At 37.4% G+C, this 15,123-nt stretch carries 17 protein-coding genes; 3 read left to right on the top strand and 14 right to left on the bottom strand.

Translation table 11 applies throughout. The annotated features are described in order from the left end of the window. Nucleotides 1-90 precede the first annotated feature (90 nt). On the bottom strand, nt 91-849 hold the full coding sequence (locus NST66_RS08850; protein WP_340843272.1) for a GntR family transcriptional regulator: 759 nt from the start codon (nt 847-849) through the stop codon (nt 91-93). 234 nt (nt 850-1,083) lie between these two features. After that, entirely contained in the window at nt 1,084-2,943 is a 1,860-nt protein-coding gene (locus NST66_RS08845) for an N-acetylmuramoyl-L-alanine amidase (protein ID WP_328171531.1), read from the bottom strand. Nucleotides 2,944-3,414: 471 nt separating this feature from the next. Here NST66_RS08845 and NST66_RS08840 point away from each other — a divergent pair, with 471 nt between their 5' ends. Continuing rightward, complete coding sequence (locus tag NST66_RS08840) at nt 3,415-3,795, top strand: plasmid mobilization protein (protein WP_340843271.1); 381 nt, start codon at nt 3,415-3,417, stop codon at nt 3,793-3,795. A gap of 56 nt (nt 3,796-3,851) precedes the next feature. Here NST66_RS08840 and NST66_RS08835 read toward each other — a convergent pair whose 3' ends face one another. From NST66_RS08835 to NST66_RS08780, 12 genes are all read right to left on the bottom strand, one after another. Continuing rightward, the gene (locus NST66_RS08835) at nt 3,852-4,031 is read right to left on the bottom strand and encodes a hypothetical protein (RefSeq protein WP_025752091.1); all 180 of its coding nucleotides are present in this window, start codon (nt 4,029-4,031) and stop codon (nt 3,852-3,854) included. A gap of 97 nt (nt 4,032-4,128) precedes the next feature. Continuing rightward, entirely contained in the window at nt 4,129-5,130 is a 1,002-nt protein-coding gene (locus NST66_RS08830) for an N-acetylmuramoyl-L-alanine amidase family protein (RefSeq protein WP_328171530.1), read from the bottom strand. Between the two features lie 96 nt (nt 5,131-5,226). After that, nucleotides 5,227-5,730 (bottom strand): hypothetical protein, encoded by a 504-nt coding sequence (locus NST66_RS08825; RefSeq protein ID WP_230624621.1) that lies wholly within the window; start codon nt 5,728-5,730, stop codon nt 5,227-5,229. 168 nt (nt 5,731-5,898) lie between these two features. Further along, nucleotides 5,899-7,221 carry an LLM class flavin-dependent oxidoreductase gene (locus NST66_RS08820; RefSeq protein ID WP_340843270.1) on the bottom strand — a complete coding sequence of 441 codons (1,323 nt, stop codon included), beginning with the start codon at nt 7,219-7,221 and terminating at the stop codon, nt 5,899-5,901. 1 nt (nt 7,222) lies between these two features. Then, complete coding sequence (locus NST66_RS08815; protein WP_047751101.1) at nt 7,223-7,945, bottom strand: riboflavin kinase; 723 nt, start codon at nt 7,943-7,945, stop codon at nt 7,223-7,225. Nucleotides 7,946-8,110: 165 nt separating this feature from the next. Next, nucleotides 8,111-8,884, bottom strand: coding sequence for an amino acid ABC transporter ATP-binding protein (locus tag NST66_RS08810; RefSeq protein WP_034265635.1), 774 nt, complete (start codon nt 8,882-8,884; stop codon nt 8,111-8,113). Further along, a complete protein-coding gene (locus tag NST66_RS08805; RefSeq protein WP_014460395.1) occupies nt 8,881-9,591 on the bottom strand; it encodes an amino acid ABC transporter permease in 711 nt (236 codons plus the stop codon). The genes NST66_RS08810 and NST66_RS08805 overlap by 4 nt, the downstream gene beginning before the upstream one ends. Nucleotides 9,592-9,618: 27 nt before the next feature. Further along, nucleotides 9,619-10,317: an amino acid ABC transporter permease gene (locus NST66_RS08800; protein WP_033578804.1), complete on the bottom strand. Its 699-nt coding sequence runs from the start codon at nt 10,315-10,317 to the stop codon at nt 9,619-9,621. 74 nt (nt 10,318-10,391) lie between these two features. Continuing rightward, on the bottom strand, nt 10,392-11,213 hold the full coding sequence (locus tag NST66_RS08795; protein ID WP_033578803.1) for an amino acid ABC transporter substrate-binding protein: 822 nt from the start codon (nt 11,211-11,213) through the stop codon (nt 10,392-10,394). A gap of 69 nt (nt 11,214-11,282) precedes the next feature. Then, nucleotides 11,283-11,549 (bottom strand): glutaredoxin family protein, encoded by a 267-nt coding sequence (locus NST66_RS08790; protein ID WP_028413591.1) that lies wholly within the window; start codon nt 11,547-11,549, stop codon nt 11,283-11,285. Between the two features lie 26 nt (nt 11,550-11,575). Next, nucleotides 11,576-12,100 (bottom strand): GNAT family N-acetyltransferase, encoded by a 525-nt coding sequence (locus tag NST66_RS08785; RefSeq protein ID WP_028413592.1) that lies wholly within the window; start codon nt 12,098-12,100, stop codon nt 11,576-11,578. Between the two features lie 10 nt (nt 12,101-12,110). Continuing rightward, nucleotides 12,111-12,641 carry a hypothetical protein gene (locus tag NST66_RS08780; protein WP_028413593.1) on the bottom strand — a complete coding sequence of 177 codons (531 nt, stop codon included), beginning with the start codon at nt 12,639-12,641 and terminating at the stop codon, nt 12,111-12,113. Between the two features lie 327 nt (nt 12,642-12,968). Between NST66_RS08780 and NST66_RS08775 the strand changes: the two genes are divergently transcribed. After that, nucleotides 12,969-13,994, top strand: coding sequence for an LLM class flavin-dependent oxidoreductase (locus tag NST66_RS08775; RefSeq protein ID WP_340843269.1), 1,026 nt, complete (start codon nt 12,969-12,971; stop codon nt 13,992-13,994). A 305-nt stretch (nt 13,995-14,299) separates the two neighbouring features. Continuing rightward, entirely contained in the window at nt 14,300-15,121 is an 822-nt protein-coding gene (locus tag NST66_RS08770) for a Cof-type HAD-IIB family hydrolase (RefSeq protein ID WP_176344154.1), read from the top strand. The last annotated feature ends 2 nt before the right edge of the window (nt 15,122-15,123 follow it).

The raw sequence follows: 15,123 nt of genomic DNA, 5'->3' as shown, positions 1-15,123 counted from the left end.
TAGCTCATAGACTAAATATCTCATCTTGTAATGACGTAATTACCAGTTAGTGCAGAGAAATGAACAAGTTAAAAAACTCGTTCAGCTTTCTTATATTCTTTCGTATTTTACCTCTACTGTAAACTTGTTTAAATCTCCACGGTAACGCCCTATAGAATACTCAAAAGGCTGAGAATCTTTTTGAAAAGCCGTTGTTTTTGTAATTTGAACAGCAGACATCGGAGGAATATTTAAAGCGCCAGCGTCCTCACTCGTAGCATTAACAGCTTCTATTACACGCTTAGCATGACTGATATGAAATCCATATTTTAATTCAAGCGTCTTGTACAAAGACTGAACCTCTAAATCTTCATCAAGCAGACCCGATGCAAGAGATGCTGGAATATAGGTCGTTACAAGGACGTATGGATCTTCCTCAATATACCTTAGTCGATCAATTCGGTAAAAAAACTGATATTTATCTCCAAAGATCTCTTGAAGAGTGGACGTTTTTTCAACAATCTCTTTATTTAACACTTTTGTTTCAAAGGAAAGTCCTTTATGCTCCATTTCATCTCCAAAACTACTCAAACTTTCCAAAAACATTTGGTCAATCTTCTTTGGTGCAACGAAGGTTCCTCTACCGTGCTCTCTTCTCAAAAAACCTTCAGCCACTAGTTCATTTAAAGCCTGCCTTACAGGTGTTCTACTTATCCCATAAGTATCAATTAGTTCTCGTTCAGAAGGAATCAATTCATCCGGCTTATAAATTCCTTTTTCAATTTTTTCTTTAAGTACTTCTTTCAGCTGAAAGTATAGAGGCAAAGGTCTATTTTTTTCTACCACTATTTTATTTGTATTGTCTATCACAATGCACCTCTTCTAAAATTTATTTCTTTTCTCCATTGTAAGACAAATGAATTAAAAAATAAATTTTATTTACACTTACAACTCATAATGATGTAATTACCAGTTGAATAATCTTATTAAATCACTATAAGGCAATACTGTCAATAAAATTCTGAATTTTTCATAACATTTTATTAAAAGGAAGAGACAAACCCTTTATACACCCTGTCTCTTCCTTTCTTTTAACACTCTATTCTATTGTTTTTTAATCTCTACATCCGAAGCTTTCACAAACGCATAGCGGTGATTAAAATAAATTTGATAATATTCATCTTTTCCCACAATCATTTTGTGATCGTTTGGATTTGTTGTAAAAGTGGGTGCATAGTAATAGTCACTCTTTACTTTTTCTACCCCTACGTACACCTGATCCGGAGAGATTGTATACTGAAGTGGGACCATGTCTTTAACCGGGATATCAGAAGGATAGGCTGAAGCTTCCGGGAAAGCTCCTCCGTACACTTGAATGCTTTCTTTTCCTGCTTTTGGCGTTAATAATATGCCCGTACCTTTACTCGTATTTTGATTATGTGGATTATAAAACCACGCTTTTTGTCCTCCGTACCAAATCGCTGTCCATTCTCCTTTTGTCTCAGCCACTGCGTACGTTTGGCCCGTTACAGCTTTGCTTCCCCAGTCTAACGTTTGTTTCGTTCCTGGCCCTGAAGCTGCAGGCTCATTCAGTAGCGGTGAATCATTGCTAGGAGCTTGATGCAAATACACAAAGTTGGCCGGCTGCTTTGGTGCATCTAATACCTCTGGCTGATTGTTTTCAAAGACGGGATTAATTGTAACGGCTAGTTTGCTTGTATGCTGGCGCTCGACTGGGCTTCCTACTAAATCCATATAGTGCCCCCAATCCCAAAACGGCCCGGGATCCGAATGCATACCTGATTGAGCCTTAGGAGACAAACCCGGTACCTCGTCATGACCGATAATATGAGCTCGGTCTAATGGAATATGATATTCTTTGGCAAGGTGGCGTACGAGTCTTGCTGAAGAACGGTACATTTCTTCTGTAAACCACGTGGATCCTTCAAGGGCGAACCCTTCATGTTCGATTCCAATACTGTGTGTATTAAAATACCAGTTTCCTGCATGCCATGCTACATCTTTGTTATGGATCATCTGTGCAATGTGGCCATCACTTGAACGTATGACATAGTTTGCAGCTGCTCTGTTAGGGTTAGCAAACAAATCAATGGTTCCGTCATAACTTACTTCTGTATCGTGAATAACAATATAGCGAACATCTGATTTTTGACGATTTGCAATATCATAGTTTCCGTAATCTGAAGGACTTTCGCTGAATTTCCCGTAAAAAGCAGGAATGTATTCACATTTTAAAGATGCCGGACAATCCGCTTTATTCGTATTGGAATTTTCAGCACGAGGAATCGACATATCTATATGTTGAGGAGAAATTTTAAGATGCTGTCCATCTGATGTTGTACGCTCTGCCCCTTTTTCCAGCGTTTCATATACATCATCGGCAAATACTTGAGCGTTTTCTTTATCTTGAGAAGAACTGTAAGCGGCGACTGCGTCGTACCATTTCTGATCAGTAGACGGTACGTTTCCATTTTTGTCTTTTGCAATAAAAGCTAGTACAGCAGCGCCACCACGAATATTTTGCACAGGGTCATTTTTTAATCTTTCTTTATCTGACTTAAGCAGCTTAGCAGCTAAGGAGAGCGTTTGCTGTTTGTCATATGCTGGTTGTGAAGACGCAGTTCCGTTTCCTTTTCCATCTTCTAAAAAAGGGATGTCTGTTAAATGCATGAGGCCGTATCCCCCGGCTGCGCTAGGTTTCCCATTATGACTTTCCCAGCGTGACTTGTTGTAGGAAATTGCTTTTAAAAGCGAAGCTGGCACACCAAATTCTTTAGATGCTTGTGCAAATGCTAGCTCCAAAGAGTCCGACTGATTCTCTGCAGCCTGAGCGACTAGAGGCGCTTGTAGCATATGAATAGGCGTATAACCTGTACATATCACCCCAGCCGCAAGCATGGCTGCCCCTATCTTGTTTAGTTTTAATCGTTTTTTTAGTTTCAAACGTATTCCTCCCCCGTAAAGTATGTAAATGAGGTAAATAAAGACATAATATGACTTTACCTCGTTCTCAACCATTTCGTCTTCTTTCTTTCTATTCCCTTGAGACAATAGTCTAGAAGATTCGACAGAGTTACTAGGAGGAAAGATGTGGTAGGAGGAAAAAACGATAAAAACCATCCCTCTTCTTTAAAACTGCGCTTTCAAAAATGGTGAGTACAAAGGCGGTATATTCATCCCTTTGGCTGCCTTTTTAATAAAGCAGCAATATTGTAGATAATGACATTACTTCTATAATTCAACTATTACTAAACCAAATTTCTTAATTTACCAGTTTTTTAACAGACTGTACGTTCGACATTTTAGTAACTTTTCACCATAGTTAACCATGGAAAAGGTTGCTATTATTAAAGACAAGAGAATGTTTACATATGATTGAACGCAGCAAGAACTGCTCTTGAAAGGAGATACCTTATGAGAGGACACAGCATTCCAGCAATTAAGTTGAATGAAGAAGAAAAAGAAAAATTAGAGGAACTTATTGAACACTATAATTTAAAACGAACGTCTCTCATTCGAAAATTTATTATGGACGGAAAAGTTAAGCCGCCTTTAATCGGCAAAGAAGCAGGGGTGGAACTATTAGTTAACCTGCGAAAAATTGAGTCTGAGCTAAGCCGGCTAAGCAATAATATGCATCAAATCGCAAAGTATTTACATAAACCAAAAGATAAGCAAAATTATTCACAGAACCTTGAACAAATCCTGTTAGAAATGATGAAAAAACAAAAACATGTGCAAGAAGATGTAGAAACTATTTCAGAGCAGCTTAGCGATCATTTATACGTTAAATAGAGAAAAAACGCTCTTTTCATTTTAGAAAAGAGCGTTTTTTATAAAGAAGTAGGGATTTAAATACTTTTTTTCATGCCGCACTTTGCGCATGTACGGATAAAAATAAAGTCTTTTACTAAGCTTTTAAATTTCACATGTCCACAGTTATCGCATCTGCCTGCAACTTTATCCGGAAACTCCTCATATACATATACTTTTGTTAAATCAATCGCTTCTTGTTGCTCTTCCATTTCCATCACACCTTTATGCATCTTTACGATTCAGCTCTTTATATTCTATCAAAAATAAGTAAAATTACTAGGGTGAAAGCTTCAAAAAAACAAGCAGGTTTTTTCACGATGTTTTTATCCGTTCAGCTTTGTACCACCATTTTTCTCTATCTAAAAATGCTTTTACATTCAATATTTTTTTATCGTGAAGTGTAAAGATGGCTACCGCAGCTCCTTCTTTAGAAAAGGTTACCGCTGTTTCCAACTTTTCTTCCCTCACAAACAATTTTAATGCTTCCAAATTTTCTTTTGTTAATTCTGCAGTTGTGATAGTTTCTCCTTCAATGATTGTATCTTTTTTTTCAATAAAATGTTCTCCATCAATTATCCAGGCTGCATGCGTTTCACTATCAACTTGAAAGAGGGTATTCTTTTTTAAATAACCTGTTCTCTCTGACATATTTGCATACTTATACGTCTCAGTATCCTCGGTTGTTTTTATCCATAAAGGTTTATATAAAAAAGTAGGCTTTAGAAACCCTTCTTCGTCAGGATCTCCCACAGAATCTGTAGATTTAGGCTCCAAGTTTAAAAACTGCGCAATCCCTTTTCCATATGCCACCCCCATATCTTTTAGAAATTGAGGATTTTTTAAGAGCTTTGCATCGTGTTCTGTATCAATAAACCCAATTTCAGTTAATACAGACGGCATATATGAACGCCTTAACACACTATAATTAGCTAATTTCCTGCCTCGGTTAGAGTGATTGTATTTAGCGAGAACAAATTTCACATGATCGTGAATATCGTTTCGTAACACAATGGTTTGGTTATTTATATTTTTGCTATAAATAAAATCTTCATATCCCGTTTCGCCACCTGAATTTATATGAATAGATAAGTATACATCAGCCCCCCACGCATTGGCTTTGTTGACCCGTTCATTTAATGACAGAAACACATCGGTTGTACGCGTTGTACAAAGAGAAAATCCTTGATAGTGAGCAGAAAGAAAAGAGATGATGTGCTGTTGAACAGCTAACACTACGTCTTTTTCATATAACCCGTTGGCTACAGCCCCTAGATCTGCCCCTCCGTGACCTGCATCTAAATAAATTTTTTTCATATAACCCGTCTCCTCCTTATCCGTAGCATATGCATGAATAAGCGAAGACGTTTGTTATACAAAACTACTTTTATGTATAAAGCTTTTTGCTATAGCTCATTTAGAAGTCTTTACAACTGATTTACCATAGCTGGTAACATTAAAATATGTATTTGATCCATCGTCTTCATTGATCACAACATCTAAGTCATGAAAATAACGATGAAGTTCTTTTAACAGTGCTTGATCTTTCGTCTGCTCTAACTGTCCAGCAAGCTTCTCCATATGCTGAAAGTCTTTCTTTAAAACAGAATCTTTTACTTCAATCGTGCCAATGGTATTTTTAATGGCTGCCGCTTCTTCTTGTACGGCAGGCCAGTCTGGGTGCTCAATGGCACTCCACCCCGTCAAATCATTTAGTACGTCATGATGTTCAGCTATAAAATCTTTTGCCTGCTGATCGTTGCTTTCCAGCTTATCAACTTTTTGTTGATTCACTTTAATGGCACTTGCCTTTATACTTTGCTGTGATAAAAAAGGAATTTTTCCGTTTTGGTACAATATCCATCCTGTCGCTCCTCCCCCGACTAAAAGAACGGATAAAGATATCCACATAATCATACGCTTCTTCTTACTTTTATGTCTTTTTTCCATTTGACTCCTTTCCGGATATTCAAAACCCTTTAGGCCTTATGAACTGAAACGAATAACCTACAAAAATAATTTTACCATATTTTTAATATTAAAAATATTAAAAAAGAGACTCCTTCGAGTCTCTTTTAATCCACTTCAGTTAACTTTCACCTGTGTGTAACGATTTTTAGGAACATTCAATTGCAAGTTACTTCTTAACGTACTCCCTTCGTATTCTGTACGATACAGGCCTCTTTCTTGCAGTATCGGTACGACGTGTTCAACAAAGTCATCTAAGCCATGCGGAACGCTTGAATGAATAATAAAGCCGTCAGCTCCTTTTTTTTCAAACCACTGTTGCATCAAATTAGCGATATGCTCTGGCGTCCCAATAAATTGTGTTTTAGGTGTAGCAATTCGTAGCGCCACTTCTCGCAGTGTCCACTTATGTTTTTTAGCATTTTCTTTGATTTTATCAGTTGTACTGCGGAAACTATTACTTCCGATATCCCCTAAATCAGGAAACGCCTCATCTAATGGAAACTGTGAAAAATCAAAATGATCGAAAAAACGTCCTAAATAGTTGAGCGCATGTTCAATTGTTACCAATTGAGCAAGTTCTTCATATTTTCTTTCGGATTCTTCGGTTGTACTGCCAATGATAGGACCTATTCCCGGGAAAATTAAAAGTTCGTTTTCATTGCGTCCTTGCGCTACGGCTCTTGATTTTACATCTTGGTAAAAAGCTTTCGCTTCTTCTAAATTATCTTGTCCCGTAAACACTGCGTCAGCCGTTTTCGCTGCTAAATCTTTTCCGCTTTCAGAGGAGCCTGCTTGAAACACTACGGGCTGCCCCTGAGCTGAGCGGCCAATGTTTAACGGACCTTCTACAGAAAAAAATTCCCCTTTGTGGTGCAAGCGATGCAGCTTTTTCTCTTCAAAAAATTGTCCGGTTTCTTTATTTCGAATAAATGCATCATCTTCCCAAGAATCCCATAATCCCTTCGTTACTTCTAGAAACTCTTCAGCTATTCTATAGCGTTTATCATGAGTGGGGTGTTCTTTTCCATAGTTAAGCGCAGATCCTTCCAATGGAGATGTTACAACATTCCATCCCGCTCGGCCGCTGCTAATATGATCAAGTGAAGCAAATTGTCTAGCCACCGTAAACGGCTCGCTATACGAAGTCGATAGAGTGCCAACTAAACCAATATGAGAAGTGACAGAAGCAAGTGCTGATAGAATAGTGAGAGGTTCAAAACGATTCAAAAAATGCGGAAGCGATTTTTCATTAATATATAACCCATCGGCAATGAACACTAAATCAAATTTTCCTTCTTCCGCTTTTTGAGCCTGCTGCTTGTAAAAACCGAAATTAACGCTGGCATCTGACAAAATTTCAGGGTGTCTCCATGCCCCCATGTTTCCTCCCACTCCATGAATAATAGCCCCTAGCTTTAATTGTCTTTTTATTGTCATATTACCATTCTCCTTTTTCATATCCATTCATAAATTCTCGTAGTTGATTGGTCAAACCGCCTGCTCCAAAGCGAAGGACTCCTTCTTTTTCTGTCTTTCTTTCATTTCCTTCCTGTGCAAATTGCAAAAAAGCGATAACGTGAACTCTTCTAGGGTGAATATTTTCAATTCCTTCGTCATAAAACCATTGATCAATTGTATTGTAAATCCCTTTATTGACTCTGAATTGGCTGTGGCACCAATTAAAAAACTGTAGATCAGGCAGATTTAAATATCTCGCTTGCCCTAGCTTGGAAGCTGTATGTTCACTAGATACATAGCCCATATGTTGAAATCTTTGCTTAACTTGTAGTGTATCGGCTTTAATTTGATGTTTTAAAAACTCAATGGAAGGGAACTTTTTCTCACCTCGCACCCGAAAGATAACGTCGCATTGAACTGTCTCTCCATAAATAACGTCGTTAAAATCCAAAATATGAACCTCAAATGTTTTAGATAGTTCCGATCCAAATGTCGGCTTAACGCCTACATTCATAACTCCTATATGTTCAAGTCCCCGCAGATGAACGAGGACACCATACACGCCATTTTTTAATTCCTCATGCTGAGTATCTATATTAGCTGTCGGAAAACCCAAATGTCTTCCTTGCTGCCTTCCAGGTACAACCTGGCCTTTTATAATAAGTTTTTTGCTTGTTTTAGCTTTTAATGCTCCTCGATTCACTACGTTCACCCTTCTTCCCTTAAGTCTAGTAAAAAATAAAAGGTTCTTTGCACAATGCGTGACATTGTGCAAAGAACCTCTAGTGATCTAGTCGGTTTGTTTAATTTGATGATTTCATCATATACTTATTATTCCTATGAGTCAAGTGGGTTTTAAATTAAAATATTAGATTGTTTTTTCATAAACATAAGAGTAAGGCGAATGCGTTGGGTTAATACGCTTGAAAAATTGCTTTGTTCGATCTTCTTTTGGATTTAAAAATATTTCTTCAGGATGACCTTGTTCGACAATCTTTCCTCCGTCCATAAACACCACGTGATTAGAGACTTCACGGGCAAAACTCATTTCGTGCGTAACAATAATCATCGTAATTCCTTCTTCAGCAATTTTACGAATAACAGACAGTACTTCACCCACCAGTTCAGGGTCCAAAGCAGACGTTGGCTCATCAAATAAAATGACTTCAGGATTTAAAGCAAGCGCTCTAGCGATACCCACCCGCTGCTGTTGACCTCCTGATAACTGACTTGGGTACGCATTTGCTTTTTCAGCAAGCCCAACTTTTTCAAGGACGTCTAAACTTCGTTGTTTTGCTTCTTCCTTTGGCAGCTTTTGAACAATAACTAGCCCCTCCATAATATTTTCAATAACGGTTTTGTGTTTAAACAAATTGTATTGCTGAAAAACCATCGTTGTTTTTTGTCGAAGAGTTAAAATATCTTTGCGGTTTGGCTTTTGGCACTGAACCGTAAATTGATCGATCGAAACTTCTCCTTCATCTGCTTTTTCTAAGAAATTAATGCAGCGTAAAAACGTAGTCTTTCCAGAGCCACTCGGCCCTAAAATGGTCACAACGTCCCCTTTTTTAACAATTAAATCAATACCGTCCAATACTGTATGTTGACCAAATGTTTTTTTAATATTTGTTAATGTAATCATACAACCCCTCCTCGATTATAAACCGTTAATTTTCGTTCAAGCAGCGCTGTTATTCCTTCTATTAACATCGTCAGCATCCAATAAATAAGGGCAGCAGCAATATAGGCTTCTAAAAACTTAAGATTATTTGAAGCTACGATATTAGCTGCACCGTTTAACTCTTTTTGTGAGACGATGAATGCGATAGAAGACGTATGCAAAAAGCCGATGAAGATATTGCATAAATTTGGTAAAGATAAAGCAAACGCCTGAGGGAAAACAATTCGTTTCATCGATTGAAAACGATTCATTCCAATGGAATACGCAGCCTCAATTTGTCCTTTTTCTACCGCTAACAAACCAGAGCGAATGATCTCTGACATATAAGCCCCCGCTGTAAAAGACAAAGCGATTAATACAAATACGACAATAGGAATGCTGTTTGCATTGAAGCCCCATCCATAGTAGCTTGATAGTTTATTAATCAATAGCGGGAACCCTAGGTAAATAACCATAATATGAAGAATGGCAGGCGTTCCTCGAAAAAATGATACGTATACGTTGGCAATAGGCGTTATTATTTTTACTGAATTAATTCTCACAGCCGCAACAGCAATACCAATAAGCAATCCGCCTAGTAATGGACCGATGGTAATAAGGAGTGTTAAAGGTAATGCCTTCAAAATTTCTACAAATGCTGTCCATATAAACGGTACGTCAATAATCATGTTTACACCTCTTTTAGTAAGCTCGTTTTATACATGAACAGGCTGATCGTGTTTTTGCAGCTTCTGTTCGGATTTCATAAAAAATTTCTCTAATATAATGGCTACCAAATAATAAATAATGGCAAGTGCAATATATACTTCAACTGCATGAGCCGTTGCTGCGATAATGGTATCTCCTCTTCCCATCATATCCATGACACCAATGGTAAAGGCTAAAGACGTATCTTTTAAGGAACCAATCACAAGGTTTCCAAAGTTAGGAAATGCTACAACGAGAGCTTGCGGCAGCACAATTCGAGTGAACGTTTGTTTTCCGGTCATTCCTACACTATACGCTGCTTCAGTTTGCCCTTTATCTACACTATTAATGGCACCGCGCATCATTTCAGAAAAAGACGCCGCCGTGCTCAGTGAATATGTGATAATCACAAATACGAGCGGAGCCATTCTAGAAACGTCAATATGAATCAATTGTAAGAGGGCAGGTACCCCGTAAAAAACTAAAAATAATTGAATTAAAATAGGCGTCCCCCTCATAAAAGAAATATAAACTGCTGCTAATTGACTTAACACCGGTACTTTATAAATACGAGGCAGGGCAATAAACAATCCCAAGGTACTGCCAATCAAAAGTGAAGCAACCAAAATCCAAATTGTAATATGCAAATAAGATAATAATTGAGGAATAGAGGTGAAAATCAGCTCTATATCAAATGCTTTTCCCATCTTTTTCTCTCCTTTGTTTCCCTCTACAGGTAGCGAAAGGACCCAAGTTCAAGGCTTGGGTCACAGTAAGTGATTTAGTTATTTCCAGCTGCTTTTGTATAATCTTCTCCTAGCCATTTTTTGCTTAATTTTGTCAATGTTCCGTCTTCTTTTATTTCTTTTAGCGCTTTATCAACATCTTTTTGTAAACCTGTTTCATTTTTTCGAAGCATAAAATATACTTTTGAATTTGAAATAGCAGGTCCCACAACTTTTTGCTCTGCGTCCGCTTGCTTATTGACAAAGTCAACTGCAAACGGCGTACTAATTGTAGCGTCCGCACGTCCTGTTTTTAGCTGCGTTTTTGTATCATCAGATCCTTGACCTGAATAAACGATATCAATTTTATTTCCATGTTCTTTGTTATACTTATCGATTAAGTTAGCAGAGTTACTCGTTGCTCCTACAATTACCTTTTTACCACTCAAATCTTTAATTGATTTAATTGACGTATTTTTTTCATTTACAACTACATGTAGCGGAAAGATATTATAAGGTTCTTTATTAAACAGGAACTTTTGTTTTCTTTCTTCATTCACTTCCATCTGATGGGCGACTAAATCAATTTTGTTGGATTCCAAGCTCAAAAGTAAATTAGAAAAATCCATCGTTTTGAATTCAAACTTATAGTTTGGAAGACGTTTGTCTATTTCTTTAACAAGCTCTACGTCATACCCCGTTAGATTTCCTTTATTGTCAAGAAAGCAAATGTTGGGAAATTGCGTACCCGTTCCTACAATAATTTTTTGCACTTTGTCTTTGCTTGCGTTAGCTGCTGTTTCTTTATTGGGTGTTCCGCAAGCGGCTAATAATAAAAGAAGTGATAAAAAGATAGCTGTCAGCTGTAGTTTTTTCATGTGTTTGGTCCCTCACTATGTCTCAAAATAATTTATTGTTTTAACGAGTTAATAAAATGGATGTTGCAGCTATTTAACGATTGGTGAATAGTCTTCAATCAACTTTTCTATTTGTTCATAATCTTTTTCAATAACTCCTTTAAACTGCCCCTTATCTCCAATTTCAACGACCGGTACATGACGAATACCGTATTTAATTTCAAGTAGATCTCGCAAATAATCTTTTCCTTCTACATCGATACTTTCATATTGATGGCCTTTTTCATGAAAATATGCTTTTAGTTCTTCGCAATGATGACAACCTTTTCGATTCCATAATAAAATTTTTACTGACATGGTTTCTCCTCTTTTCTTTTAAATGATTAATTAGCTTGTTGTAACTCCTTGTGTTTTTCTAACTCATATCTTTCGGGATGTAAGATCTTCCTTAAGAATACGCCTTTTCCTTCTTCTCCTTGATCGACTTCAAAAAAGCGTTCATACCCTTTTCTTTCATACATAGGAATCAGCCATGGGTGTCGATCAGAAGTAGCTAATGTAACAGCAGGAGCCCCCAGTTGATCTCGAATAACCGTTTCTTCAACCCACGTTAAGAGTTTAGAACCTACTCCTTTCTTTTTAAGCAAAGGATCTACCGCAAACCACCATAAGAAAGGCCAGTTCGTTATTTCTTTATACGTTCTTGCTGTAATCGTAGCTACGATTTTTTCATCACTTTCCAGCACGTAGCAGCGGCTGTTTTGAATGTTTTCTTTTACAAGTTGAATCGTTGCCGTCGCAGCAGGAAATTTAATTCCTAGCTTTCGAATCGGCTCATATGCTCGAAGCGTTAAATCCAACAGTTCTTCAGCATCTTCTACGGTAGCTAATCGAAATAATTCACTCATTTTTTTCACCTCATTTTATAAATGTTTGAAGGGATAGATTACCTTTGTAAATCAGCTCATCCACCGCTTCCTTTAAACGACTTTTGGCATTCGCATTGTTAATACCTGTAAAAGAGACGTATTCATGCAGTAGAAAAAGACTGCTGAGCCAGTAAGGTCTACCTAAAAAAGACGCTAAAAGTTTTAAATCATACTTAGCTTTTAGTAAAGAATTCACATTTTCACCAATAAGAATTGGCAGAAGTATTTTTTTATACAATAAATCTTCTGGCAATATTTTTGTTAGCCGTTCAAAAGATTCTACGTATGTTTCATTTACTCCCGATAACAGAACGACAATGCTTTTAGCTTGGTTCATTTTCGAAATAAATGCCTTTACTTCTTTCTGCGCTTCCTGCTTCAAAGCGTGTACATCATGATACGAGATAGCTTCGGCGTGCACTCCTTTTGAGGTTAAGCAAGCTTCTAGCTCATCTTTCACTGAGGCTATTTGTTGATAATTATGAGAGCTTCCGTTATATAAAATACATACATCGCTCACCTTTTCCCCCTCCTTTTTACAGCAAAAAGGCTCCTAGAGTTTCCTCAGGAGCCTTTGGTAGACCAATCAGCTTTAACTGTTTTTTTGATAAAACCGGAGAATGAAGTGAAGTGTCTTTGAAACATACTCACTCAATTCTTATTTATCCAAGTTGTTTTATCGGCTTTTCTATTTGATGATTCAACTATATAGCCTCAAAATGGCAAAGTCAACTTATTTTTCAAAAAATATTTTTCTTTAAAAAAACTCTTTTCATCTGGAAAATCCTTTGCTAAAATTAATCCCAATTATTCTTACCTTTTTTATCAACTTTAAGGAGTGTTTTCAGTGAAATTAAGTATTTTAGATCAAAGCCCGCGTTATGAAGGTGAGCGTGCTGAAGATGCATTTCAGCATACCATTCAATTAGCTCAGCTAGCAGAAGAACTTGGCTACCACCGTTTTTGGGTAGCGGAGCATCATGACTCTGAACATGTTGTAGGATCATCACCCGAAGTGTTAATTTCTCACCTGCTCGCCAAAACACATCATATCCGTATCGGCTCAGGCGGTGTTATGCTTCAACACTACAGCCCTTATAAAGTAGCAGAAAATTTTAACGTTTTAGCCTCATTATCTCCAAATCGCATCGATCTTGGAATCGGCAGAGCACCAGGAGGACTACCTCATTCTACTCAAGCCTTGCAACAAAACTCTCAGCCCACTAAGTCCTTAACAGACAAACTGATAGAACTTAAACAATACCTAAACGATACGCTGCCGGAAGATCACCCTCTTTACGGTTTAAAAGCCTATCCAAGGCCCGAAAAAGCAGCAGATATGTTTTTACTGGGAGCAAGTGCTTCAAGCGCAGAGCTAGCGGCATCTCTAAATCTTCCTTATGTATTTGCTCAATTCATTAATGGTGATCAAAAAGTGCTAGAAGAAGCGATTTCCGTCTATAATCAGCACGTTTCATCCCATGCACGCTCGCTTGTCGTTGCCCTTTCCGTCATCGTAGCGGATACCGTAGAAGAAGCAAAAGCATTAGCATCCAGCACAAAAATATTTAAAGTATACTTACAAAATGGGAAATCCGCTACATTAGGCTCCAAAGAAAAAGCGGAAGAATTTGGTCAGCAGTCTAAAGAAAGCTATCGAATTGAAGAAAAAGAAGCAAACGTCATATACGGTACAAAAGAAACCGTTCGTCAAAAGCTCCAAGCTTTGAAACAGGCATTTTCTATTGATGAATTTATTATTCTTACTGCTCTTCAAGATTTTGAACAAAAAAAGCGGTCTTATACGCTCTTAAAAGAAGCTTTCAGTGAAGGAGATGCTCAGAAAACGAATCAAACTCTAGCAGCTTACTAATCAAGAGGCTGAAATAAAAGAATTTTAGTCGAAGTAAAATACGAAGTAATAATCAAAATGATTGATTATTACTTCGTATTTTTTCGTTGTCATGGTAAACGTAGCTTTCATGTGTTTAATTGCTTTTAGCTATTGATTGGGCTGTTTTAGCTATGTCTCAAGTTCTTTGTTTCATCTACTTACGGGGCGTTCAAACAAAGTATACGCATGCTTCTTGTTTTCAAAAAATCATTAAATTGAATCAAACGTTTTTTTATAGTACCATATGAAGATATGAGTCTAGTAGAAGAAGGGAATTTAAAATTATGCCTTACAAAATGATTGTTTTAGATTTGGATGATACACTATTATGCGATGATCACACTATTTCTCCCCGCACAAAAGAAGCATTAATGAAGGCGCAAGAATCGGGAGTAAAAGTTGTACTTGCTTCTGGCCGACCAACTTACGGAATGGTTCACATCGCCAAAGAACTGGAGTTAGAAAAGTACGGAAGCTTTATTTTATCGTTTAACGGGGCGAAAATTATTAATTGCTTAACAAATGAAGAGCTATTTAGCAGCACATTATCTCCGAGAACCGCTGCACGTCTCGACGATATTAGCCGCGAAGAAGGAGTTTTAATTCATACGTACGTTGGAGATGAAATTATAACAGAAGTAGAAAATAAATTTACGGATATTGAAAGTGACATTACAGGTCTGCCGATCCGTGTTGTTTCATCTTTTACTGATGCCGTTACAGAACCTGTTGTAAAAGTACTCATGCTTGCAGAACCGGAAATGCTGGTTCACGTTGAAAAGAAACTTCAAAAGCAGCTTCAAGGAGAGCTAAGCGTAATGCGCTCTAAACCATACTTCCTTGAATTCACAGAAGAAGGTGTCACAAAAGGGACAAGCTTACATTTATTAATTCAGCAGCTTGGCATTACACGCGATGAAGTGATTGCTATTGGCGACAGTTATAATGATCTTGCCATGATTGAATTTGCTGGACTTGGCGTAGCAATGGGAAATGCTCCTGAAGATATTAAAGAAAAAGCCAACCACGTAACAGATACAAACATGAACGACGGTGTGGCAAAAGTTGTGGAAGAATTCATCTTAAAACCTGTTAGTGTTTCATAAGA

Origin of the sequence: Priestia sp. FSL W8-0524, assembly GCF_038005965.1 — a bacterium.
In the GTDB taxonomy this organism is placed as follows: Bacteria; Bacillota; Bacilli; order Bacillales; family Bacillaceae_H; genus Priestia; species Priestia zanthoxyli.
Note: the sequence above shows the minus strand (reverse complement) of the source record. Positions and strands in the feature narration are given on the sequence as shown.